This window comes from Gelidibacter sediminis (assembly GCF_004364975.1).
GTDB lineage: Bacteria > Bacteroidota > Bacteroidia > Flavobacteriales > Flavobacteriaceae > Gelidibacter > Gelidibacter sediminis.
Map to the genome: position 1 here is coordinate 471,574 of NZ_SOBW01000007.1, position 25,986 is coordinate 497,559.

15 protein-coding genes are annotated in these 25,986 nt (G+C 39.5%); 9 read left to right on the forward strand and 6 right to left on the reverse strand.

From position 1 onward, the window contains the following. Positions 1–45 precede the first annotated feature (45 nt). On the forward strand, positions 46–4,131 hold the full coding sequence (locus tag BXY82_RS02075; RefSeq protein WP_133756520.1) for a hybrid sensor histidine kinase/response regulator transcription factor: 4,086 nt from the start codon (positions 46–48) through the stop codon (positions 4,129–4,131). A gap of 25 nt (positions 4,132–4,156) precedes the next feature. Here BXY82_RS02075 and BXY82_RS02080 read toward each other — a convergent pair whose 3' ends face one another. Beyond that, entirely contained in the window at positions 4,157–4,585 is a 429-nt protein-coding gene (locus BXY82_RS02080; protein ID WP_133756521.1) for a GNAT family N-acetyltransferase, read from the reverse strand. Between the two features lie 155 nt (positions 4,586–4,740). On the opposite strand from BXY82_RS02080, the gene BXY82_RS02085 reads away from it, so the two are divergent. Beyond that, the gene (locus BXY82_RS02085; RefSeq protein ID WP_133756522.1) at positions 4,741–5,529 is read left to right on the forward strand and encodes an Fpg/Nei family DNA glycosylase; all 789 of its coding nucleotides are present in this window, start codon (positions 4,741–4,743) and stop codon (positions 5,527–5,529) included. A 74-nt stretch (positions 5,530–5,603) separates the two neighbouring features. Here BXY82_RS02085 and BXY82_RS02090 read toward each other — a convergent pair whose 3' ends face one another. Then, positions 5,604–6,200: a helix-turn-helix domain-containing protein gene (locus tag BXY82_RS02090; RefSeq protein WP_133756523.1), complete on the reverse strand. Its 597-nt coding sequence runs from the start codon at positions 6,198–6,200 to the stop codon at positions 5,604–5,606. A 222-nt stretch (positions 6,201–6,422) separates the two neighbouring features. Further along, a complete protein-coding gene (locus tag BXY82_RS02095; protein WP_133756524.1) occupies positions 6,423–9,032 on the reverse strand; it encodes a sodium:solute symporter family transporter in 2,610 nt (869 codons plus the stop codon). Between the two features lie 215 nt (positions 9,033–9,247). Here BXY82_RS02095 and BXY82_RS02100 point away from each other — a divergent pair, with 215 nt between their 5' ends. From BXY82_RS02100 to BXY82_RS02130, 7 genes are all read left to right on the forward strand, one after another. Further along, positions 9,248–11,335: an alpha-L-fucosidase gene (locus BXY82_RS02100; RefSeq protein ID WP_133756525.1), complete on the forward strand. Its 2,088-nt coding sequence runs from the start codon at positions 9,248–9,250 to the stop codon at positions 11,333–11,335. Between the two features lie 8 nt (positions 11,336–11,343). After that, on the forward strand, positions 11,344–12,300 hold the full coding sequence (locus BXY82_RS02105; protein WP_133756526.1) for a M20/M25/M40 family metallo-hydrolase: 957 nt from the start codon (positions 11,344–11,346) through the stop codon (positions 12,298–12,300). Positions 12,301–12,479: 179 nt separating this feature from the next. After that, positions 12,480–14,126, forward strand: a complete 1,647-nt coding sequence (locus tag BXY82_RS02110) for a beta-N-acetylhexosaminidase (protein WP_133756527.1) — start codon at positions 12,480–12,482, stop codon at positions 14,124–14,126. A 4-nt stretch (positions 14,127–14,130) separates the two neighbouring features. Continuing rightward, positions 14,131–16,428, forward strand: coding sequence for a family 20 glycosylhydrolase (locus BXY82_RS02115; RefSeq protein ID WP_133756528.1), 2,298 nt, complete (start codon positions 14,131–14,133; stop codon positions 16,426–16,428). 89 nt (positions 16,429–16,517) lie between these two features. Next, positions 16,518–18,284, forward strand: coding sequence for a DUF4091 domain-containing protein (locus BXY82_RS02120; RefSeq protein ID WP_133756529.1), 1,767 nt, complete (start codon positions 16,518–16,520; stop codon positions 18,282–18,284). 30 nt (positions 18,285–18,314) lie between these two features. After that, the gene (locus BXY82_RS02125; RefSeq protein WP_133756530.1) at positions 18,315–20,546 is read left to right on the forward strand and encodes a beta-N-acetylglucosaminidase; all 2,232 of its coding nucleotides are present in this window, start codon (positions 18,315–18,317) and stop codon (positions 20,544–20,546) included. A gap of 212 nt (positions 20,547–20,758) precedes the next feature. Beyond that, positions 20,759–21,361 (forward strand): hypothetical protein, encoded by a 603-nt coding sequence (locus tag BXY82_RS02130; RefSeq protein ID WP_133756531.1) that lies wholly within the window; start codon positions 20,759–20,761, stop codon positions 21,359–21,361. Positions 21,362–21,422: 61 nt separating this feature from the next. Here the strand turns inward: BXY82_RS02130 and BXY82_RS02135 are convergent, their stop codons facing one another. The 3 genes from BXY82_RS02135 to BXY82_RS02145 all read right to left on the reverse strand — a co-directional run bounded on the left by BXY82_RS02135 (position 21,423) and on the right by BXY82_RS02145 (position 25,984). Beyond that, positions 21,423–22,244, reverse strand: a complete 822-nt coding sequence (locus BXY82_RS02135) for a glycoside hydrolase family 16 protein (RefSeq protein WP_166643241.1) — start codon at positions 22,242–22,244, stop codon at positions 21,423–21,425. A gap of 549 nt (positions 22,245–22,793) precedes the next feature. After that, positions 22,794–24,389, reverse strand: coding sequence for a sulfatase family protein (locus BXY82_RS02140; RefSeq protein ID WP_133756533.1), 1,596 nt, complete (start codon positions 24,387–24,389; stop codon positions 22,794–22,796). 8 nt (positions 24,390–24,397) lie between these two features. Continuing rightward, positions 24,398–25,984: an arylsulfatase gene (locus tag BXY82_RS02145; RefSeq protein WP_133756534.1), complete on the reverse strand. Its 1,587-nt coding sequence runs from the start codon at positions 25,982–25,984 to the stop codon at positions 24,398–24,400. Positions 25,985–25,986: the final 2 nt, after the last annotated feature.

Below are 25,986 nucleotides of genomic sequence, written 5' to 3' on the forward strand. Positions count from 1 at the left end.
ATTAATTATACCAAATTAGTTCTCCATAAAACTAATACACACTCTATGAGCAAATTAAGAGACGCCCTTCTACTGATTAACTTCTTAATGGTGGTGACCACTGTGTCATTTTCGCAAAATCATATTAATTTCATCCATTTATCTCCATCAATAGATAATAAGGCGATAGCTGTCAATAAAACAATTCAAGACGATTCGGGAAAAATATGGATGATTCAAGGCCCAGATATTTACATCTATGACGGCTATAACTACAAATTAATCTCCAGCAGAAAAATATTCCCCAATGCTCAAGGAGCTCATTCCATTAAGGATGTTATAAAAGATGATTTCAACAATATTTGGATCATATCCTACAATGGACTTTTAACAAAATACGACAGCCACACTGGACTTTTTAAGGATATGACACCGCTATTAAAAAATAATGAGCGCGCACATATAGCAACTTCAAAACATCAAAAATTATGGATTACAACCTCTATAGGCACTGTCTACACTTATGATGAGGAGACCATGCAACACATCATCACCATTCCACAATTAAATGACAGAAGCATTTCGATTTCAGACATGGCGGTTGGAACACCTCATGAGTTATTTATAAGTATTAGCAATGGGAATGTGTTGAGCTATAACCTAAAATCGAAAGCTCTTGAATACCTGGCTGCCCCATTTAGTAATTACCCTGAACATTTGAATCTCACCACTGATACCAATAACAGACTCTGGATTGGCACCGAGACAAAAGGGCTTTTCCTATATGACATTGCCTCCAAACAATTTGTACAGGATTCGTTCTTTAAAGGCAATGCCCATCTCATAAAAAGTGAGCTATTTTTAAATTTATTTGTGGATAGTAAAAATTTTTTATGGGCGGGAACCGATGGCGGCGGATTATATAAAGTGGATTTAGCAACTGGGGAGGTTGTATTATTTACGAAGCAAGCACGTAATGAATTTTCATTAAGTAGTAACACTATTTTACACGTTAGTGAGGATAATCATAAAAATATTTGGATTACACCCAACTATGGCAACCTCAATATTTTACCAAATTCTGATAATACCATCTTTTATCATGAAGGTTCACAAAGCGAAACCCCCAATAGAATTTTGAGCATATATCGATCTTCCCAAAATGTATTGTGGGCAGGCACCGACGGCTCTGGTTTAACCAAAATTACATTTAATCCGGATGGCAGCACTAAAGAGGAATCCTTTTTTAATGATGAAAACACAAATAAAGGCTTTTATGTTCAAACCATAGCAGAAGATAATAATGGTAATATTTGGATTGGCACCTACAAAAACGGCATGTGGTTTTACAACAATAAAACCCAGACATTTCGTGAAATTCCGGTGTTAAATGCTAAAAATCAAAAGGCATTTGACGTCAGAACCTTGTTTAAGGACCGTAAAGGGCGCATTTGGGCCGGTACAAGCACTTGTTTAAATATCTACTCTGATCAATTAAAATTGCTGGCCTCCTTTACCAACAATACAAATAATTTATCAGGCCTTATCGTTCAAAGCATTATTGAAACCCAAAACGGCTCTATTTGGTTGGGCATTGCCTCTGGCGGATTATTTCAATTCAATGAAAACCAAAATAATTTAAACGCTTCAACTTTTACAGACCGATCAGTACGTAATGCCAATTTAGAACGCGTAAGCAGTGTTCGATCCATTTCCGAAGGTGCTTACAACAGCTTATGGCTTGTAGATGATGCCGGTAAATTATTAAAATATGACACTTCCAAAAGCACCTACACTTCTCTTGAAAATTTTAAATCCATAAACAATCGGAATATAGCTGCAGTGATTAACGCTGGAGACGACAATTTGTGGTTAAGCTCCAATGACGGCATTGTAAATTTCAACACTAGAGACTCCATTATAAAAACTTACTACCATACTGACGGTTTACAGGATAACACTTTTTTAAAGAGAAGTGCATACAAAGACCATAACGGCATGTTGTATTTTGGCGGCTTAAAAGGCCTTAACTATTTTTACCCTAAAGATCTAAACAAGAAAAAATCGAATGCCAGCTTGCATATTAACGCAATAGAAGTCCTTAATCAACCTGCAGAGGTCTTATTACCAGAACAATTTGCCACGGGTATTTCGGAGGTTGATGCCTTGCGTTTAGAACATAATGAATCGTCATTTACATTTCGATTTGCGGCCGTAGACAATATTTTACATCCCAAATTTTTCTATGCCTATAGATTAAAAGGCTTTGATGACGATTGGATTATAAGTCACTATGATCGGTCAGCCACCTACACCAATATTCCTGCGGGCCATTACACATTTGAAGTGAAAGCTGGCACCAAGGATGGCTTGTGGGATGTACCCCCAAAAAGCATTGCGGTGTCCATTAATAAACCTTTTTGGTCCAAACCTTTGGCATGGGTCATATACCTTTTACTTTTTGCAGCTTTACTTTATGGCATTAAGCGCTGGTTGGGTTTAAGAAAAAAACTGTATTTGGAAAAGATTAATCATAAAAATGAAAGTGAACTTCATGATTTAAAGATGAACTTTTTCGCTAAAATGTCTCATGAAATACAAACGCCTTTAACCCTTATCTTAGGTCCGATAGAAAATATGATTTCAAAGGCTGAAAAAAACGGTAATTTATTGCTCAAACAACGCCTAAACATCATTGAATACAACGCCAAACGTCTATCAAAAATAGCTTACGAACTGACACTCGTACGGAATAAGGAATTGGGCAGACTCCGGTTAATGGTAACCAAAAACAATCTCTATAAAAACATCGAGAACATCGGGAAGTCCTTCAATGAATTGGCCCGAAAAAAGAATATCGATTTTACCGTTAACTGTCCACAAAACTTAACCAACACATGGTATGACAAAGACAAAATTGAGCATGTTCTCTACAACCTTTTGTCTAACGCATTTAAGTTTACGCCTAAAGAAGGCAATATTTTAATGACGGTCACGCCGGTAGACTCAAAGAAATCGATAAAAATTTCAGTAACAGATTCGGGGCCGGGAGTTTCTAAGGAGGAATTAGATTCCATATTTGAGCTTTTTTACCAATCTAATATGGGCAAAAAGAACAAAGGAACCGGTATCGGATTAGCGCTAACCAAAGAACTCATTGATTTACATAAAGGCACTATTGAAGTCGAATCTTCTGAAGTTAGCGGCACGACATTCACCATTACATTCCCCGTAAATGACGATGCCTATACCGATGAAGAACGGATGACGGTTGATGACGATGACATTATTGTTGAAGAACTAATAGATGAGGAGACTTTGGTCATCCAAAACAAAGATCCTAATGTCTTAAAGAAAACAGTCATGATTGTGGAGGACACCCTCGAGTTACAATTGTTTTTAAAGGATTTATTGCAACCCCAATACAATATCATCTTGGCTGAAAACGGAAATGAAGGTTACCATTACGCTAAAAACAACCTTCCAGACCTTATTTTAAGCGATATTATGATGCCGGAGCTCGACGGGATTGAGATGAGCAAAAAATTACAAGAAGATCCGCTTACAAAGCATATTCCTGTTATTTTGATGACGGCAAAAAATTCTACAAATGCCAAAATTGAAGGCTTAAAGTCGGGTGCAATTGAATACATCAAGAAGCCTTTTAACACGAATGAACTCTTACTGAAAATTCAGAACATTCTAATCTCAAGAGAATATATCATTTCCAAATATCGCAAGGAAGTAATTTCAAGACCGGAAGATTTTATAGAAAAATCTCAAGACGAATTATTCCTAGAAAGCTTGGTGGCGAATATCAATCTCAGATTGGAAGATTCCAATTTTAAAATGGAAGATTTGGTCGACCCATTAAACATGAGTTACTCCAGCATTTATAGAAAATGCCAAGCGTTAACAGGGCATAGTTTAGTCGATTTTGTTAGAATTTTACGTTTGAAAAAGGCAGCTATGCTTATTGCCAAACACGGATACACTGTGTCAGAAACCGCTTTTAAGACAGGATTTAATGACCCGAAGTATTTTTCAAAATGCTTTAAAAAGCACTTTAAGAAAAACCCAATCACTTTTAAAAACGAAGCTCAAAAGGTTGGGGTTGACGCGTATTTAGAGAAACATCAAGTAGGATCTTAATTACAGAAGAAGGAAGCTTACTTCACTATTTAAGTGTCAATCTGTACACATTAGTTTCCCTTTGCTTAAAGCCCAGTTTTTGATAAAGCTGATTGGCAGCAACACGATCAGGACTGGAGGTTAAATTGATACTTTTAAGCATTTGGGTGGTAGCATAATCAATGGAATATTGAATCAATTTAACACCAACCCCTTTACCTCTGGCGGATGTATCGACCACCACATCCTCAATCCATACTTTATCGCCTGTTGGAATTTTATTCAACACGAGCGTCATAGTACCTAAGATCTGGTCATTCTCTTCCGCCATAAAGATCATGGCGTGACCAGAGTTTACGATAGCCTCTAAATCTTTTTTAGTAGGTAATGTACAATCAGGAGCGAGTTGCGGAATTAACTTAGCAAAGGCATTAACCACGGCGTCCGTTACAGAGGTGAGCTTGTAGATTTTCATAAACTAAAATTAAGAAATTTATTTGATTGACATTTTGGATGTCGCACGCAATAGGCTGAAGATAGCAAATTGTAGCCCTGGTTCACCAATAAGCGTCATTAAAACTCGAAGCCATAATAAATCAATTTTAATTACATTAGAGCAAAATAGAAATCATGCCAGAATTACCAGAAGTTGAGGGGTATAAAATTTATATAGATCATACGGCGCTCCACAAAAAAATCATTGCATTTGAATGTAGTGACAATCGCCTATTAAAATCCACAAAAACCGATTTTGAAAGACATTTGATTGGTTATGAATTTACCGAAACCAAACGCATCGGAAAATATTTATTCATTAAAACTTCTGGTGATAAAACCTTGGTGATGCATTTCGGAATGACGGGGAGACCCAATTATTATAAGGAAAAAGAAGACCGACCAAAGTTTGGACATATTGTGCTCAGTTTTGAAAATGGGTTCCATTTTGCTTTTGAAAATAAGCGAAAATTTGGTTGGTGGAATTTAACAGATTCTATACAAATCTACAAAACCGAACGCAACTTAAGTGATGACGCCCGAGATTTAAGTCTGGAGGATTTTAAAACGTCCTTAAATCTCAGAAAAACCTTTATCAAAGCCGTCCTCATGGACCAAAGCGTGGCTGCTGGCGTTGGGAATTGGATGGCGGATGAAATATTGTACCAAGCACAAGTGCATCCGATGAAAAAAGTATCCGATATGAACGCTCAAGACATTGAACGTGTATTCAACACCATGAAAAATGTTATTGAAGTAGCCATTGCCAATGATGCCCACCACCTTGATTTCCCGGAAGACTTCTTAATCCACCGCAGGAAAGAAGGCGAAACCTGTTTTCACACCAATGCCGACATTCAAAAAATAAAAGTCGGCGGAAGATCTACTTATTTCTCTCCAAAATGGCAGGTGCTTGATATATAAACAGGTACTACATTGACCAATTATTTATTTTCAAATCTGTGATCATCAGTAGCAACTCGTTTAATTCAAAAATACTAACGAAATATTTTAAATGCTGGAAAAAATAGAGTCTTTTTGTTTTTTGACATTCTCATGGCATTCATAACTATGATGACGACATTATAGGTGTATAATATAATTACTGGAATGTATATTTTCAGAATACTCACTCCCTGATGGCCTGAACCTACTACATTCATTATGGCTCCTAGCATACCTGAAAATAAAAAAATGAAATATGAGAAAAACAGAATACACCACGTAATTTCAAAATTTAAAATAGACTTACCCAGCTCGTTCACGTCTCTAACTTTATCTTTTTTAAGAATCCAAAAAACTAAAGGAATAATAATTCCTAGAATAGGAAAGAAAAGAAAACCTAAAGCTGACAAGCTCATTAATATTAAATAGCCTTTATCTTCTTGCGTTTTCCAATCCACTATGTAATCAGGTGAAGAATCTAAAGCAATAGCTAATCTTTTTAACGTATCGCCTCTAGGAACTGTTTCGTTGTTTTCTATGCGCTGAATAGTTCTTAAACTTAAACCAGATTCATCGGCCAATTTTTCCTGAGAAAACCCTTTCTTATTTCTTAACTCCTTAACCCTTTGTGCTAAACTAATATTGTCCATTTTGCGTGTGTTTTAATTTGAAGTAAAAGTACCATGACCTCAACAAAATGGTTGCGTCTTTACTACGTCATAATTACGACAATAGTGTCGCAAGCTTTATTTCTGAAAGACATTCTGCTTTATTTGGAAAAAAATGGTTCAAATAGAGATGCCATTAAATAAACTTTCTATAAGCATGGTTTCAAAATGAAAGTGATTTACATATACGCAAATGAATATAGACTATCTCACTTTAGCCTTCCCGAAAAACAAACTGAACACATAACCGAATATAAAACAAGACGCCACTCCAAAGAAAGAATACATTAAAAAGCTAATATCTGTATACACGCTAATATACCAAATCAATAGCGCACTCACCACCAAGCCCATCAAGGTTCCTGTAGCATTAGCACGTTTGGTAAGCATTCCCAAAAGGAACATACCTCCTAAACCTCCTGTAAAAAGCCCTAGAAAACGGTAGAACTGATCCCAAAGTGATTTAATATTAGAGCTCGCCATCCAAAGGGCTAAAAGCACCCCAAGAACCCCTGTTACAACCGTCACAATTCTTGCAATTTTCAAAAGTTTATCATCATTAACTTGAGGCTTAAAATGCATGTGGAAATCGTTGCAATACGCTGTTGAAACAGAATTTAAACTACTGCTGATACTGGACATGGCTGCTGAAAATATACCGGCTACCAATAATCCTGAAACTCCCATTGGCAATTCTCTTACGATGTACCATGGAAAAATAGAATCGTTATTGGAAATGGCAGGTGACAATTTACCGGGCATTTCAGAATAAAAGATAAATAACAAGGTCCCGATACCGAAAAAGATAATGGTAGCAGGCAAGGTCAATACCGCGTTTGTGTATAAGGTTTTCTGAGAATCTTTTACGCTAGAGCTGGTCAGATAACGCTGTACAATGGTTTGATCGGTACCTTGAGTGACCATTGCAGATGCGAGTCCTCCAATGAACACTACCCAAAATGTGGATTCTGTAAAGTTCAATTCCATATTCATAATATTGAATTTATCACGATCAGAAGCGTAAGTAATCATATCTCCAAATGACGTTTCTGTGTGCAACATGATCCATGCTACAGCCAAAATGCTTCCCCCAAGAAGTACCACTACTTGCATGACATCGGTCCAAACTACCGCCTCAATCCCACCAAACGTCGTGTAAAACACACAAAGTACACCCATAATTAAGATGCTGGTCTCTACCGGAATGCCGGTGACAATAGAAATAGCCAGCGACGGCAGCAACAATACAATACCTATACGTCCTAATTGGAATAAAATGAAAGACAAACTCCCAAATGCACGCGCGGTATAATTGAAACGATCCTCGAGATACTCATAGGCCGTTTTTATTTTTAGTCGGTTAAAGAACGGTATAAAGACATAAGCGATAAGCGGCGTTATCAATATGGCGGTAATATTCAGAAAAAAGAAGGACCAATCCGTGATAAATGCTTTTGCCGGAATGGCCATAAAGGTAATCGCACTCAGCAAAGTTCCGAAAACACTTAATCCCGAAGCCCACCACGGAATACGGCCACCACCTGAAAAGTAGTCATCCGTCGATTTTTGTTTACGTGAGAAATACAACCCTATCAATACAGAAATCATCAAGTATAAGGCCAAAACACTATAGTTTAAAACCCCAAAAGGATGCGCTGCATCGGCAATTTTAAAACTTTGTACGTTAGGCGTCCTGATTCCCGGAGACACTTCTCCAGAAACAATCAAAAAATCGTCGTTGTGTTTAAAAGAAAGTGCAGTTACCGGAATTTGTGTGTCCAGGGTATCGTATACAAACCATTGTTTCGTAATGGTATTATAAGCTAAAATATCTTTAGAAAATCCAGGGTGATTATTCAGAATCTCATCTCTTCTCTTGGTAAGCTGAGTGCTTATAGAGTCATTTGGTGTTTTTCCCAATTGCAAACCGATGTTCTCCAATTCATCAAAAAGCACAGCATCACTACCGCCATACACGATAATATGCATAGAACCCATGACTTCTGCCGAAGCACCCATCAACACTCTCGGTACATCTTTAATTAGCAAATCACCTTCGTCGGCCCAAGTTTGCTTTTTAAAATCGTAAGTCAAATAATTGGTTAATGCGTTAGATTTTTGCCCTGGCATTTCCTGGCGTCCACCTATTACAAATAATTTTTTAGTGGTTTGTGTTTCTTGAATGGCCGTGGTATGAAGTGCACGTGCAGCCCCAGGATAGTCTTTAAGTTTCTCCCAATTCCTTTTGTCTTTTAAGGACAGTCTATAGAATGAATTGGTGCTACCATTAGTAGTGTTTCCTCCTACTACATACACATAATCGCCATCAACTACTGCCGACGAAAATGCCAACGGCTCTGGAAGATTGGGATATTCAATAATTTCAACATCATTACTACCCTTGTTATAAGCTAACAAATAGACCTTATCACTTATCAGCGTTTCATTATTACCGCCAATGCTCAGAACGCCTTCTGCAGTACTTACAGAAGCCGCATACCCCAACGGCATTGGTAATTGTGTTTTTGAGACTCGCCATTCCCCATTTTCTAAAATAAAAATAGTGTTACTCCATACTTTTTTCCCACCTTCCCAAGGTTTGCCTTCTGGAAAGTTAGCACCGCCAGCAGCCAAAAAAACACTATTGTGCGCCCCGCCTAACATACCTGCATACCCGATGGATTCGCTAGTAGCATTTTCAGCGGGTAAGGCCGGAAGCTCTGCAACTTCTAATTTTGAAATTTCTTGACCAAAAATTGGCAAGAACAGGAACATCATTGCGATTAAAACTGCCGACTTCTGAAGGTTTTTCATTTTAGAACTATTACTTATGAATACTATTATTTTGTTTCAACATTTCATCATTTTTCCGTTTCTTACCATTTAGTTCAATACTAATTACACCTATCCGATAAAATGTTGCTAAATATAATAAAATTGAATTAATTGTATTATGTATTACATATTAATTTATAGATTTGAAATTTATACCGAAAAGAATTATAAACATACCCATAACCGTTTTATCTATGAACGTCTTTAAAACCTTCGCCTTCCTTTTCACCTTACTAATCGTAAATTCCTGTGCTACCGTAGCACCACCAAAAGCGGTTGGCCCTATTCCCACTGCGCCGCAATTAGCATGGCAAGAAATGGAATTTTATGGCTTTATCCATTTTAGCATCAACACCTTTACCGATGTGGAATGGGGTTATGGCGATAAATCGCCTGAATTGTTCAATCCAACAGAGCTCGACACCCGTCAATGGGCTAGAATTGCGAAGGAAGCAGGCATGAAAGGCCTTATTTTAACCAACAAACATCACGACGGTTTCACCTTATGGCCTTCCAAATACACAGAATATTCTGTGAAAAATTCGCCTTGGAAAGGTGGGAAAGGTGATGTAGTTAAAGAACTTGCAGAAGCGTGTAGAGAGTACGGACTTAAAATGGGAATCTACCTCTCGCCTTGGGATAGAAATCACGCCGATTACGGTAAACCTGAATACATCGAATATTTTAGAAATCAGCTTACAGAACTATTGACCAATTACGGAGATATTTTCGAGGTTTGGTTTGATGGCGCCAATGGTGGCGATGGTTATTACGGTGGTGCCAATGAAGTGCGTACCGTAGACAAAGAAAAATATTACGATTGGGACACTACGGATCAGCTCATCCGAAAACTACAACCGAATGCCATTATATGGAGTGACAATGGTCCGGATGCACGCTGGGTTGGCAACGAACATGGTTATGCTTACGAAACGACGTGGTCGCCACTTTTAAGAGATTCCATCTATGGCGGCATGCCTGATTACAGCACCAAATACGCGATGGGTCAGGAAAACGGGACACATTGGGTACCTGCAGAAGCGGATGTGTCCATTCGTCCGAACTGGTATTATCACAAGTCTGAAGACGATAAGGTAAAAACGCTTAAAGAATTATTGGACATCTATTACCGATCTGTCGGACAGAACAGTACCTTATTATTGAATCTCCCTGTAGATCGGAGAGGCTTGGTACATGAAAATGACGAAAAACAACTAAAAAAATTAACCGCGCAACTGAAACAGGATTTTGCTCACAATTTAGCACTACATGCTAAAACATCAGCGAACACCTATCGTGGTAACTCTAAAAAATACCATTCGGACAAAACGGTAGATGGCAATAAAAACACCTATTGGACTACGGATGACGGCACTACACAAGGCGCCATAACCATCGATTTTGGAAAACCAACCCAGTTTAATAGATTTTTGGTTCAGGAATACATTCCGTTAGGGCAACGCGTCAAAAAGTTTAGTTTAGAAGCTGAAGTTGATGGCACATGGGAAACTATAGACCAACAAACCACCATTGGTTACAAGCGAATTTTGAGACTTAAGGATGTTGTAGCGACAAAACTCCGATTGACAATTACCGATTCAAAAGCCGCACCGCTTATTTCAAATATTGAAGTCTACAATGCGCCGCTAATTGTGGATACGCCTAAACTAAGCAGAGACAAACAAGGCAAGGTCACCTTAGAAGTTCCTCAAAAAGGACTGGAAGTGTATTACACGACTAATGGCGAGGAACCTTCTACTGCATCGTCTTTATATTCAGGTCCGATACAAATTGATCAGCCTACAACAATAAAAACCTTTACGATAGATCCTGAAACAAAACGTCAGAGCGACGTGTTAACCGCAACTTTTGACCTCAGCAAACGCCTTTGGAAGGTTTCTTCAGCAACTCATGAACCTTTGACAGAACAGGCAATTGACGATAACCCATTCACCAATTGGTCTGCCAGCAAAGAGACCTTAAACACCTCTAAAATTGATTTAGGAGAAACGGTTACGCTAAAAGGCTTCACCTATACGCCTACACAAGGCCGTTGGATTTCGGGCGTCATTACCCATTACAGTTTTTACGGAAGCACAGATGGCGAACAGTGGACAAAACTATCGGAAGGTGAGTTTTCAAATATCATCGCCAATCCTATTCAGCAAAAAGTGTTGTTGGAATCCCCAAGTGCTGTGCGCTACATCAAACTAGTACCCATTACAATTATGAATAATGCTGACAAGGCCATTATCGCTGAAATTGGAGTCATCACAAAATAAAAGGTCTTATGAAAAAATTGCTCTTCCTATCTCTATTGACATTAAGTTCTTATGGTTCATTTTCGCAAGCTGACATCACAGAAAGCGAACTCAAAAGCCACATTGAATTCCTTGCTTCAGAAAAGAATGCCGGCCGATTTCCTGGCACCAAAGCGAGTCGAGATGTGGTCAGATACATTAAAAAGGATTTTAAAAACCAAGGACTTCAAAAACTAGGCAGCTGTTATGAGCAAAAATTTAAAGCACGTATCCGGGTGGCTAAAGGCGAGCCTGAAAAACGCCCCGTCAAAACCTCCAATGTAATTGCATTTCTTGAAGGCAATGACCCTATTTTGAAACATGAATATATTGTGTTAGGTGCCCATTATGACCATTTAGGAATGGGCGGGCCATCATCAAAATCCGACCAAAAAAACACCATTCATTATGGTGCTGATGATAATGCCAGCGGTACCGCAGCCTTACTGGAAATCGCTGAGAAAATTGCCGCAAATAAAACAGCATTAAAACGTAGCGTTATTTTTATTGCTTTTGGCGCTGAAGAACAAGGCCTGTTGGGAAGTACATATTTTGTAGAAAACCCTTTAGTGCCGTTGTCTCAAATAAAACTGATGATCAACATGGATATGGTTGGTCGCTTAAATACAGAAAAACATGTGTATATGAATGGCGCCGGAACTTTTCCAGACGGCGTGACCTTATTACAGAATTTAGGCGAGTCCATGGGGTTAACGCCGATTGTCCATGCCGGCTCTGTTGGTGGATCAGATCATGTCTCGTTCTTTAAAAAAGACCTGTCTGTAATCGGGATCCATACGGGCGCGCACCCACAATACCACCGACCTGAAGATACGGCCGATTTGATCAACATTCCAGGACATCAACAAGTAAGCGAATTCATCTATCAAGCTTTAATACAAATTGCCACGACGGATTATAAACTGGAATTTATTCCGCAAGAATAAACAAACTAGTTCGCCTCCACCCGTTTATTAGAGTCGTCCGTCGAAATCTTTTTCATTACTTGACTTAAGTTGCTATATTTTCAGATTGTTTTTTTACATCTATGTATACAGTTAAACACCTATCATTTCAAGCATGCTAACGCCTATTCATTTATAATCAAACACCTAAACACTTACTAATGAAGTTTATTTTCCTCACATTAATCGGTCTCTTCACCTTAACCAATTGTACCGCGCAATCAAAAACCTTTACAGCTTCTGAAATTGCTGTATTACCACAACCAAATTCCTTGGAATTACAGGAAGGTTCTTTCACGCTTAATGCTAACCAAAGTATTTCAGCAACGCATGATCTTCAGAAAACTGCCGCTGCTGATCTTCAAGCCTATCTAAAGGAAACTTTAGGTAAAAACCTTAAATCATCAGACGCCAAAAAAGCGACCATTACGTTTGATCTCAATACTAATTTGGGCCCAGAAGCTTATGAATTGACCGTCACTCCAAAAAACATCAACATTGCGGCTAGTGCTGCTGCAGGTTACTATTATGGCGTTCAGACGTTAAAACAATTGGTTTCTACTGAAAACAATACCGTTTTGGTGCCTTCAGTCACAGTTAAGGACAGTCCTCGTTTTAGATGGCGTGCGTTTATGCTTGATGAAGCCCGTTATTTTCATGGTGAAGCCTTCGTAAAACAAATGCTCGATCAAATGGCATTGTTGAAAATGAATACCTTCCACTGGCATTTGGTGGACGATGCAGGATGGCGTATCGAAATTAAAAAATATCCAAAATTAACTGAAGTAGGTGCGTTCCGTAAAGACACTGAAATTGAAACTTGGAAAAGTGGGAAAACTTCAGGCGAGCCACATGGCGGATTCTATACTCAAGAACAAATCAAAGATATTGTAGCCTATGCTGCTGCTCGTAATATTAATGTGGTGCCTGAATTTGAAATGCCAGGACACGCCAGTGCCGCCATCGCATCTTACACTTGGTTAGGAACAGCTGGGAAAGCGATTGAGGTACCGGTTACTTTTGGACGTTTGTATGACAATTATGATGTGACCAAGCCGGAAGTCATCACCTTTATTCAAGATGTTTTAAATGAATTGTTTGAATTGTTCCCTTCTGAAGTCATCCATATTGGTGGCGATGAAGTAGGCTACGAAGTTTGGGAGAAATCTGCTTCGGTTCAAAAGTATATGAAAGAAAACGACATCAAATCACCTGCCGATTTACAGATCCAATTCACCAATAACATTTCTAAATTTATTGAAAGTAATGGTCGCCGAATGATGGGATGGAATGAAATTTTAGGTAAAAATATCCATGCTGATTTTGCTGAAAAGAAAAATGATGTAGAGGCAGAAACTGAATTGGCTAAAAACGCTATTGTACACTTCTGGAAAGGCGATTTGGCATTATTGACCGAAGCGGCTAAAAATGGCTATAGCATTGTCAACTCCATTCATAATAGAACCTATTTAGATTATAGCCACAACTCTATTTCTTTAAGAAAGGCTTATGAATTTAACCCGATTCCTGAAGGTTTGGATGCACAATACCACGATAATATTTATGGTACCGGCTGCCAAATGTGGAGCGAATGGACGCCGACCAACGCTGATGTAGAGCGCCAAGCATTCCCAAGAATTGCTGCGTTTGCTGAAGTAGGCTGGACAAACTTAAACAACAAAGATTACGACAGCTTTAAAGTCGCACTTAAAAAAATGCAACAACATTGGGATAGTTTAGGCATCAACTATTTTAAAGATTCTGATAAGCTTGAAGCAGAAGAAAAAGCTAAAGCCGAAAAAAAATAAATCCATGAAATACTTTTCACCCTTACTCCTGCTCTTAGTCATCTTGAGCAGCTGCCAAGTCAAACAAACAAGAACTTTTACGGAAGATGAAATTTCCATTGTTCCGAAACCCTCATCGATGTATCTTTCTGAAGGCAGTTATACGTTTTCAAAGGACACCAAAATCTCTGTTGGTAATGACAGTCAAAAGCCAGCCGCCAAATACTTATCAGATTTATTTGAAAAGGCAGCAGGTTTTCCGCTAAACATCATCGCTACTAAAGATGAAAACGGCGTTGTGTTTATCGAGGACGAAACCCTTGCCAGTGAAACCTATACTTTAGAAGTCACGCCAAAAAGTATCACTGTAAAAGCGAGTGATGCTGCGGGCTATTTCTACGCCGTACAAACCCTACGTCAACTGTTGCCTGCAAGCATTGAAAAAGCGAACAGTAAGGATGCCAATTGGATCATTCCTAGCATTAATGTAACGGACCAACCGCGTTTCGCATGGCGCGGCATGCAAATGGATTTCAGCCGCCATTTTTTTAGTATTGATGAGGTAAAAACCTTTTTAGACTATATGGCGCTTTACAAATTGAACACCTACCATATGCATTTAACGGATGATCAAGGTTGGCGTGTTGAAATTAAAAAGTATCCGTTATTGACTGAAAAAGGCGCTTGGCGTATAGAAAGTTCTCACGACAAAGAATGTAAGGAATTGGCCAAAACAGATCCGTCTTTTACGATTGATGAACAACATTATCACGACCGTGATGGCCAACGAATGTATGGCGGATTCTTTACCCAAGAGCAAATTAAAGAGATTATTGCCTATGCGGCAGAGCGTCAAATTGAGGTGATTCCTGAAATTGACATGCCAGGCCACTTTAAATCGGCCATTGATAATTACCCATTTTTGGCTTGTTCCGGCGAAGCGGGATGGGGCGAATTATTTTCAATTCCTGCCTGTTTAGGAAAAGAAAGCACCTATGAATTCACAAAAAACATTCTCTCAGAAATCGCCGAATTATTTCCTTCCGAATACATCCACATTGGTGGTGACGAGGTAAATATCCAGTCATGGAAAGAATGTCCGCTCTGTCAGAAAACCATTAAGGACAACAATTTAAAGAACGAGCACGAATTGCAATCGTTTTTCAATCATGATATTGAGGCATTTCTTAGATCAAAAGGAAAGCGTATGATGGGTTGGGATGAAATTGTGGAGGGTGGCGTCTCTGAACAGACCACGATGATGTGGTGGCGCAATTGGGCACCCGACATGCTCACTAAAGCTGCTGATAACGGTAATGATATGATCATCACGCCGTGTTTTGAATATTATTTTGATGCGAAACATGAGGCAACACCGTTTGAAAAAGTCTATAATTACGAACCAATTCCGGAAGAATTCACTGAGGATCAAGCCAAACATATCATAGGAATTCAAGCCAATTTATGGTCAGAAATGATTCCTAATTTTAAACGTTTAGAATACCAAGCCTTTCCAAGATTATTGGCGATGGCTGAAACGGCGTGGAGTTCAAAAGATGCCAAAGATCACGATAATTTCCAAAAACGCATGACGCTTCAATACGACCGATTGGATGCTTTGGGCGTTCAATATCACATTCCAGCAGTCACCGGATTGAAAGATAAAGTCGCATTTTTAGATACAGCAACCATTTCTTTGGAAGCACCATTAACTGGGATGGACATATATTACACGACAGATGGGACTGTGCCAACCAAAGCCTCTAAGAAATACACAGAGCCTTTAAGTTTTTCAGAAACCGTTACTTTAACTACTGTTGCCTATAGAGGTGATATTGCCAGCGAAAAACGATCAGCACTTATAGAGAAGCAAAGCTATTTGGAACCTTTAGAGGTGACTCCAGAAAAAGGTGTTATCAACCGTTGGACGGCAGTTAAGAAATTTAAAGTGGTTGATGATATTGTGCTGCCAAAAACAGCCACCTACACCGCAGTTAACGAATTGAATTTTTCGGATCACGATGGCCAAGAACAGGTTTCCATGGTGTTTAAAGGCTACTTCTATGCGGAAGCAGATGGGTTGTATGAATTCGCTACAAAATCTGATGATGGAAGTTTGTTATACATCGACGATAAATTTGTAGTGGATAATGGCGGTAATCATTCGGCATTAGAGAAAAACGGGATGGTTGCCCTTAAAAAAGGATGGCATCCACTAACGGTAAAATTCCACGAAGCGACTGGAGGTGCATTATTGACCGTTTGGTATACCGCGCCTAATAGCGAAAAGAAAGTTTTAAACGGGGATGTTATTGGGAAGTAATAAATCTTAGACACGAACCTGCCTGCCGGCAGGCAGGTTCGTGTCAAAGACCCATCTCCATAAACCCATCCAAATAATACAATTGCATAATGAAACTATTTATAAAATCCGTGCTAATGCTTTCTGTCATCTGGACCTCCAGCTGTCAGCAACAAAAAGTTTTCACCATAGCACAAACCTACCAAGAACCTGTAGATCCTTCGCCAGCAACTAATCAAAACTGGTCCGCTGTTCCACAAGGGCTGCAAGCCTCAGTAACGTCTACCAACATCCGATTTGTAAAAAGTGAAATTCCTAAAATAGAAGTACAATCCACTTGGAATGGTACCGCGTGGAAGGGCGAACGCAGCGCAGCGCAACTTGTGTTGTGGAGTAAAGATTCTTTGACTGAAGTCAATACCAAAATTTCAGATTTTAAGTCGGATTCAGGAGCAACACTTCCTGCAAGTATCGCCACCATTAATTTTGTGAAGTATGTTTTAACCGATGTCTTCGATCAAGGTTGTGGCCATAGAAAACCGGAAGACTTCCCGTCTTCATTAGCTGCGGATGCACTTGAACCGGTCAATTCTTTCGCTATTCACGCTCAGGAAACCCGACCAGTTTGGGTGACGATGGATATTCCGCAAGATGCCAAACCGGGCACTTACACAAGCACATTCACCATTGACGTTAAAGGACAAGCATCAAAAACCATGGCATTTTCCATTCGCGTAATTGACAAGGTTTTACCGCAAGCTTCCGATTGGAAATTCCATTTAGATTTATGGCAAAATCCTTACGCAGTAGCACGTTTTCATGACGTGGAGCCGTGGTCTGATGCGCATTTCGACTTGTTAAAACCGATTATGAAACGTCTTGCGGATGCAGGACAGAAAGTAATTACCGTTTCCCTCAACAAACGCCCGTGGGGTGGACAAACCTATGATCAATTTGAAGCGATGATAGAATGGCGCAAAAAAGCAGATGGGACCTGGACTTATGATTATACCATTTTTGATAAATGGGTGCAAATGATGATGGATTTAGGCATCAAGAATCAAATTAGTGGCTATTCCATGGTGCCATGGGGCAACGAGTTTTACTATTTTGATGAAGCCGAAAACAAGGAAATCAAGGTAAAAGCGGCACCAGGATCTCCAGAGTATAAAGACTTATGGATTCCGTTCTTAGCGAAATTCAAGTCCCATTTAGAAGAAAAAGGTTGGAATACCATTACAAGAATTGCCATGGACGAGCGCGGCCCAGAAGAGATGAAGGCCATGCTGGAATTACTCAATGAGCACGCTCCGGAATTCGGTGTGTCGTTTGCCGATAATCATAAAAGTTACAAACTGTATCCGGACGACTTAAAAGACATGTCCGTTGCCTTTGGGCATCCTGTAGATGCTGAGGATTTAAAGATTCGCAAAGCTAATGGGTACATCAGCACCTTTTACGTGTCCTGTGCCGACGCGTTTCCAAACACTTTTACCTTTTCGCCTCCTGCAGAAGGCACGTTTATAGGTTGGTACGCCATGGCGGCCGATTTTGACGGTTTTTTACGTTGGAGCTATAACAGCTGGACAGAAAATCCATTGCAAGATTCCCGATTTAGAACCTGGCCTGCTGGAGATACTTATAGTGTGTACCCTAACAATAGAAGCTCCATCCGTTTTGAAAAACTAAGGGAAGGCATTGTTGATGCTGAAAAAATCAGAATTCTAAGAGACGATTTTTCCAATAGAAGTATGACCGCGGAACTACAAGAATTAAATCAACTCGTCGAAAAATTCAACAGAAACACCAAACCAGAAGATTTAGAACGCCTACTTGAAGACGCTAAAAAGCAACTGAATCAATTGGCCGAAAAATAAAAATAGCTATCAAATCATTTAATATCCATCATGACAACATTAAAACAATTCACCGTAAAACGAATCACCACTAAAACCTTTATTTTAAGTGCGTTTATGCTGATTAGCAGCCTAGGGTTTTCGCAAGAACTCGTGGTTAATCCACAACCTCAGCAGCTTTCCATTTCAAAATACACGTCTGTCCCATCGCATTTTAAGGTGGAACAGAAAAATGCTGATCCTGCAACGAAACATCTACTATCTACATTCTTTACGAGTGACAATACCGCTTCGGACGGATTTTCAGTTACCATCGGAGAGCGCAAGGATAAGTTCTCAAGAAAACTTCTAAAAAAAGTCCCTGAAAACCCAGAAGGCTATTACATCCATAGTTCAGACAAGGCCATTACCGTTATTGGCAACGACGTGCGTGGCACGTATTACGGCGTGAGAACTTTAATCGCTTTATTACAAGCTGATCAAATGCCTTTAGGTGAGATTACTGATTATCCAGACGTGACGGCCCGTGGCGTCGTGGAAGGTTTTTACGGTGCCCCGTGGAGTTTTGAACACCGTATGCGTCAGATTGATTTTTATGGCGAAAACAAACTCAACACCTACATCTACGGGCCAAAGGATGATCCTTACCACAGCTCACCAAACTGGAGAAAAGCCTATCCTGAGGATGAAGCTGCGCAACTTAAAAAACTCATCGATAGGGCGAATTTAAATCATGTCGATTTTGTGTGGGCCGTGCATCCTGGAAAAGATATTAAATGGACTGAGGAAGACCGTACTGCCCTACTCCGCAAATTTGAAATGATGTACGATTTAGGCGTGCGTTCTTACGCCGTGTTTTTCGACGATATTTCTGGGGAAGGCACGAATCCAAGTCAACAAGCCAATCTCTTAAATTACTTGCACACTAATTTTGTAAAGGTTAAAAAAGATGTGACGCCGTTGATTATGTGTCCAACCGAGTATAATAAAAGTTGGTCGAAACCTGAAGGTGGCTATCTAGAAACTTTAGGAAAAGAATTGGACCCTTCAGTTAGAATTATGTGGACGGGTAACCGTGTAGTGGCAGACATTGATAAAGAAACGATGGATTGGATCAACAACAAAATTCAGCGTGAGGCCTTTATTTGGTGGAATTTCCCAGTGTCTGATTATGTAAGAGACCATTTATTATTAGGTCCGGCGTATGGAAACACTAAAGACATTGCCAAAGACGTATCTGGTTTTGTGTCCAACCCAATGGAACACGCTGAATCCTCTAAAATTGCGATTTACGGCGTTGCCAACTACACTTGGAATATGGCAGGGTACCAACCTGAACAAAGCTGGCAGAACGCCTTAAAAGTGGTGATGCCAGAAAACGCGGCAGCATTAGAGATTTTTGCAAGCCACAATAGCGATTTAGGTCCTAATGGACATTTATACAGACGCGACGAATCGGTGAAATTTAAACCTGAAGCAGAGGCGTTCTTGAAACAATTGAAAGCAAATCAACCAATTGCAAATCTCGACCTTGTCACCAACGAATTTAATGCAATGGTAGAAGCGTCTTATATTTTGCTTAACAGCACGGATAATCCAGTGCTTTTGGAGGAAATGCGTCCTTGGTTGAGACAGTTCAAATTGTTAGGGCAATCAGGATTAGCAATGTTGAATATGCATAAAGCACTCCAAGCAAAAAACACAACAGATTTTGAACGAAGCTACCAAGCCATTAAAGCTATGAAAGCGGAAATGTATACCAATGATCGCAAAGACAACCAAAATCCTTACCAACCTGGTGTGAAGACAGGCACTTTAGTGGTGACGCCATTAATTGACGAGGCTTTTGCCCATTTAACAGCAACTTACAATAAGGCTTTTGATAAAAACTTAGAAATTGTCGCCAGTTATAATCCGCACAAATTATACACCAATGTTGAGCAGTTGAAACATCAAACTGCGACGCTAAAAGATCGTACGTTAACTATGAATGTGCCTTTAGAAGTGATTCGTTTTGAACCGAAAACCTACTTCGGATTTGAACTAAAAGAAGCCGCACAAGTAAAATCAATCGTCTTCAAACTATCGCCAGCAACCAGTTATGAGCACTTGGCATTAGAAGTATCCACTAATGGTAGCGATTGGACCTCTGTGAAAACAGAAGTTAAAGATGATGCCGTAAGAGGCGCCGTTAATAGTGAGGTGAAGTATATTAGAATAAGCAATACCGCTTCAAAAACACTAGAAGCTAAACTTGAGCATGTAAAGGTGGAGTTAAAATAAACTGATCAGAATTATTCTGATTTTAGGTGACACTATAGGCAAAGCAAGATTTCTTGTTTTGCCTATTTTTTTTAGCAAACCTCAGCTTGTTTTTACGTTTTAGCTTATTACTAAACAGATTTCTGAAGCCTATGAAAACAATTCCTATCTTAGAGACGCGATCGTTAATTCCAGAAGCTATCAATTTAAAGGCTTAATTAAAAACATCTTGTATGAATATTACCAATAGAACCATTGCCATTATAGTTGTCGTGATAGCCATGCTCTTCATGTCCTGTAAGGACAAATCCACATCCGAAAATTTAATACCAGAATCCAATTTAACCAAGGTAGAGCGCCTTGAATTTTTTTTAGAATCACCAATAACACTAAACACAAACGCTAAAGAACAACGCTTAAATACGATCCAATTCCATAAGAGTTATATCTTAAATGAAAATCCGCATGTAGATACTAATAAAGATTCCCTTTTGAAAGCCAATTCAAATAGCTATGTGGCAATTGGTGAAGCGCATTTTGATAAAGAACGCGATTCTTTAATCCGATTTGCATCAGCAACTGATGTTATCGGAATTTTAAAAAATAAGTATGTAGATCGGATTACCTATATGCGATTACAATCTGAAGACCTACAGCTCAATTATGGCGTGCATTTAGGAATGGACGCTGATAGTTTTACAAAACTATTCCCATTAGAACTCGACGCCAATTATAAAGCAACAGTTGAAGACCGTGATGCTTTTGAAGTGACCTTCACTTTTGATAAAAAGAACAAGACCTTAAAAGAAGTGAATTATGTTTCGGTGATGGACTGATACATGATTTCATATTGTGCAGAGATTTAGGGAAAATCTAATCAAACTTTTATAAAAAGATTTAATCTTTAAACTCCCAAACCTTTACATAATCAATCGCCATTTCAAGTGGAAAGTTTTGCGTTGAGGTTACAAGCCCAGGCCAGAAATTGATACCGGACTGCCCTTTATCGGCACTCGCATGGTTTAGGATGATGTAATAATCGGTCTCAAATGGCCAGCGTTTTTCGAAATCGTCTGTAGGCTCGTGCACCATCGTCAGTTTATTGTTAACATAAAACTCGATGCGGTTGGGGAGTTTCAGAATGCCGTACGTATTGTATTCTGTGGGAGTAATTGCAGGTGTTTCACCTTTAGAGATGTGTTTGGCATTGCCGTCAGATTGATGCACGACTTGATGAACAAAGTTATCGTTGTTAAGACGTTCCATGATGTCAATTTCACCACCATTAGGCCACCCAGCATAGACATCATTTTGCGGCATCAACCATATGGCTGGCCAACCGCCTTGCGAAGCGCTATTAAACTTTGCCCGCACTTCAATTTTGCCGTATTTAAAACTGAATTTATCTTTGGTTTGGATTGCTCCAGTTTCTGGGAGATTAGTCTCCTCATTCCAGCGCGCGCGGATGTGCAACTTCCCATCCTTGACTTCCGCCAATTCCGCATCCTTCACAACGTATCGGTTCCAGGGCGATCCATTTTCTCGCTGGGGTAGACTCGTCCAAAATTGAGTGTTATATGCAGTCCCATCAAACTGGTCTTCAAACACTAATTGATACGCTTCAATACTGTTCTCTTTTATAGGCTTACTAACCGAACACGACTGTAACGCCACGCACAAAAGCAATAGCATTCCCAACTGGCACAACACTGAATTCATATTCATCATTTTTAAAATCTATATTCTCTTTTCTATTCTCTTTATTCTCTATTCTGTCTTCAAATTACTTAGAATCACATTAAAACCACCTCGTCTTCTGCTTCTCTCTGGAAGCAGAATCCACTCCTCCTTGAAAAGGAGGAGAATTTATGATGCTAGTTAAAGATTGAATTTAAGTAAGCAACAAATTCGTCAATAGCACTTTGCTTCACACTTCAACATTTGTTATTCAGATTTTGTCATTCGAGATTCTCTTCTATCTTCTCTATTTTCTCTTAACCCTATAAAGCATTAACCCCACTTATGATTACACCGAAACCACCTCGTCTTCTGCTTCTCTCCGGAAGCAGAATCCACTCCTCCTTGAAAAGGAGGAGAATTTAAGAGGGTTGTTAAAAATTGAAATTAAGTCAGCAACAAATTCCTCAATAGCACTGTGCTTCCCACTTCAACATTTGTTATTCAGATTTTTTCATTCGAGATTCTCTTCTCTCTTCTCTATTTTCTCTTTTCTATTTTCTCTATTCTATTTTCTCTATTCTCTCCTCACTAATTATAACTCTCAATATACTTCCTATCAAGCTCCTCAGAATCCTTGTATTTCTTTCGTGTTTCCTGAAGTTTTTGCTTCATTTCGGTGACCACTTGGGCATATTTCGGATCATTGATCACATTATTCACTTCTTTAGGATCATTTAAACGATCATACAATTCCCATTCATTCACATCGTGATAAAAATGGATGATTTTATATTCCTTGGTGGCAATTCCATAATGCCTTTTCACAGCGTGTTCCGCAGGATATTCATAATAATGGTAGTACACGGCGTCTCTATCCCAAACGGCTTTATTACCGGTTAAAAGTGGCACTAAACTCTCTCCTTGCATGTCTTTAGGAGCAGTGACACCGGCAATTTCAAGGAAAGTTTGGGCAAAATCCAGATTCTGCACCATCTCATCTTCCGTGATGCCTGGCTTAATTTGATTTGGCCATTTGATCAACAACGGTGTTTTAAACGATTCGTTGTACATAAATCGCTTGTCAAACCAACCGTGTTCGCCTAAATAGAAACCTTGATCTGAGGTATACACCACAATGGTGTTATCTGCTAATTTCTCTTCGTCGAGATAATCCAATACGCGACCAACATTTTCATCTACGGAGGCGATGGTTCCTAAATAATCCTGTAAGTAACGTTGGTATTTCCAAACCGTCAAGGTAGAATCGTTCATGGTTGGGTAGCGCTTTTTGAAATCTTCATTAATCGGTCCGTAAACGGCATCCCACTTGGCGCGCTGCTTTGCATTCAATGTATATAAGCTTTCTCCGAGTTGACTCCATTGCTCAATGTTCAGCTCTTTAACCGTTGCCGGCGTAAGCTTATTATCGTTAATAAGCGACATGTGTTTTAAAATTCCCATCTCGGCCGATTTAGCAGCTATTCCTCTGGTCTTGTAATCGTCGAACAAGGTTTCTGGCAGGGGAAAGGTCTTTTGGGTAAATTCTTTATAATACTTTTCACTCGGCAACCACGCACGGTGCGGCGCTTTGTGCAAATACATCAACATAAATGGCTTGTTAGGATCTCTGCGGTGTTTCATCCAATCTAAAGTCAAATCGGTCGTAATATCCGTCACATAACCCTCAATAATAGTATCCCCTTTTTGGGTGATGAATTTCGGATTGTAATAATCGCCTTGACCTGGTAAAATCTTGAATTCGTCAAAACCTTTTGGGTTATTTCCAAAGTGCAATTTTCCAAACATGGCTGTTTGATAACCTGCTTTTTGAAGGATTTGTGGAAAGGTCACATTAGTGGTATCAAAATGACTTAAGTTGTCAATCTTACCATTGATATGGCTGTGTTTTCCAGTAAGGATCACCGCTCTTGATGGCGCACAGATGGAGTTGGTAACTGTGGCATTGATAAATAGCATGCCTTCCTTGGCAATCCTATCAATATTTGGGGTTTGAATTAAGGTCGTGTCATAAGCGCTGATGGCTTGATACGCATGATCATCAGACATGATGAAAATAATATTTGGCCGTTCTTTTTTTACTTCTGCTGTTGTAATGTTTTTGGTCTTACAGCCTACAACTGCGGAGGCGCCTACCAAAAGATAAAAGAGTTTTGAAGATTTCATAGGAATTATTATTCTTGATGTTGACTTACTAATTGTTCTACACCTTCAATAGAAAACGATTTGTTTTCTGGTGCGCTGTGTTCTTTTTTAACGATGTCATAAAAGGTCTTGAGCATTTCAGGATGTTGGTCCATGATGTTGTGTTGTTCTCTGATGTCCGCATCTAAATCATATAACTCAACTGTTTTATTGCCTTTCTTGATATTCTTCCAAATCATCTTCCACTTGCCCATTCTTACCGCAACTTGACCGTTATAGCCTGCAAATTCCCAATACAAATAGTCATGTTGATCTTGCTTGCCTGTATTGGTCAACGCATTATAAAAACTAATCCCATCGGAAGCATAATTGGTGTCCACTTGTGCAATTTCATTAAACGTTGGCATGATATCATAAAATGCCGAAATGTGATCACTTGTAGTTCCTGGTTGAATCTTTCCTGGCCATGTCGCAATCAACGGGACGCGGATACCCCCTTCATATAAAAATCCTTTTCCTCGTCCGTAGCTACTATCAAAAGGGGCAGCACTATCAAACCAAACGGCATCACCACCACCTGCTGAACTTGGTCCGTTATCAGAAGTAAAGACAATTAAGGTGTTTTCATACAAGCCTTCCTTTTTCAAATAGGAGACCAACTTTCCAACGTTTTCATCCAAATACGAAATCATCGCCGCATAAGTCGCCCGCGGGTAACGTGTAGGGAAATAATCGGCTCCTTCACCTTCAATAAAATGGTGAGGCTCTTCATCACCAAATTTATTTACATAATAATCCACCCAGTTTTGTGGCGCCTGCAACGGCACGTGAGGGATTGGACTTGCCCAATACATGAAGAACGGTTCCTTTTTATTTTTTTCAATGAACGCCATCATTTTATCAAATATTAACGTCGGACTGTAATCTGGTTGGGTGAATTTCGCATAAGCTTGCAAATCATAAGCATCGCTACCTTTTGCCAACCCTTCGTGTGGGGCAATGGTATCATTATTTAAATACACACGCTTTTCATTTTCATACAAATGAACGGGAGTATAGGTGTGTGCTTGACGCTGGCAGTTGTAACCAAAAAAATAGTCGAAGCCCATTTCTGTTGGAATGGATTCGGTTTGTGGCGCTCCTAATCCCCATTTGCCGACAATGGCCGTTTTGTAATTCGCCTTCTTCAAGGTTTGCGCTAAGGTGACGGTACTTTTAGGCATTGGGCGCTGACCTTCCAAAGTAGAATCCGCAATCATGGCGCGATAATTCCAAACATTACCACGTTCTTCCCACTCATCATTCCCTCTAATACTGGCATGCCCCCCGTGTAAACCGGTCAATAACGACGCACGAGCAGGTGCACAAACGGGAGCCGCCGTATAATGTTGGGTAAATAGGATGCCTTCTTTTGCCAAGGCATCAATATTTGGGGTTTCAATTTTGGTTTGCCCGTAAACCCCCAAATCACCGTAGCCCAAATCGTCCGCTAGGATATAAATGATATTTGGTTTTTGAGCAGATGCTTGTGGTTGTTTTTTGGCCACTTTAGCGTTATGACATCCGAACGTTATAAACACGCTGCCTAAAATGACGAGGGTTCTTAATAATTTCATAT

Excerpts from the sequence above, each read along its gene's own strand:
- BXY82_RS02120 (WP_133756529.1), top strand. The coding sequence starts at position 16,518 with ATGAAACTATTTATAAAATCCGTGCTAATGCTTTCTGTCATCTGGACC.
- BXY82_RS02095 (WP_133756524.1), bottom strand. The coding sequence starts at position 9,032 with ATGAAAAACCTTCAGAAGTCGGCAGTTTTAATCGCAATGATGTTCCTG.
- BXY82_RS02110 (WP_133756527.1), top strand. The coding sequence starts at position 12,480 with ATGAAGTTTATTTTCCTCACATTAATCGGTCTCTTCACCTTAACCAAT.
- BXY82_RS02090 (WP_133756523.1), bottom strand. The coding sequence starts at position 6,200 with ATGGACAATATTAGTTTAGCACAAAGGGTTAAGGAGTTAAGAAATAAG.
- BXY82_RS02135 (WP_166643241.1), bottom strand. The coding sequence starts at position 22,244 with ATGAATTCAGTGTTGTGCCAGTTGGGAATGCTATTGCTTTTGTGCGTG.
- BXY82_RS02100 (WP_133756525.1), top strand. The coding sequence starts at position 9,248 with ATGAACGTCTTTAAAACCTTCGCCTTCCTTTTCACCTTACTAATCGTA.
- BXY82_RS02080 (WP_133756521.1), bottom strand. The coding sequence starts at position 4,585 with ATGAAAATCTACAAGCTCACCTCTGTAACGGACGCCGTGGTTAATGCC.
- BXY82_RS02130 (WP_133756531.1), top strand. The coding sequence starts at position 20,759 with ATGAATATTACCAATAGAACCATTGCCATTATAGTTGTCGTGATAGCC.
- BXY82_RS02140 (WP_133756533.1), bottom strand. The coding sequence starts at position 24,389 with ATGAAATCTTCAAAACTCTTTTATCTTTTGGTAGGCGCCTCCGCAGTT.
- BXY82_RS02075 (WP_133756520.1), top strand. The coding sequence starts at position 46 with ATGAGCAAATTAAGAGACGCCCTTCTACTGATTAACTTCTTAATGGTG.
- BXY82_RS02145 (WP_133756534.1), bottom strand. The coding sequence starts at position 25,984 with ATGAAATTATTAAGAACCCTCGTCATTTTAGGCAGCGTGTTTATAACG.
- BXY82_RS02085 (WP_133756522.1), top strand. The coding sequence starts at position 4,741 with ATGCCAGAATTACCAGAAGTTGAGGGGTATAAAATTTATATAGATCAT.
- BXY82_RS02125 (WP_133756530.1), top strand. The coding sequence starts at position 18,315 with ATGACAACATTAAAACAATTCACCGTAAAACGAATCACCACTAAAACC.
- BXY82_RS02105 (WP_133756526.1), top strand. The coding sequence starts at position 11,344 with ATGAAAAAATTGCTCTTCCTATCTCTATTGACATTAAGTTCTTATGGT.
- BXY82_RS02115 (WP_133756528.1), top strand. The coding sequence starts at position 14,131 with ATGAAATACTTTTCACCCTTACTCCTGCTCTTAGTCATCTTGAGCAGC.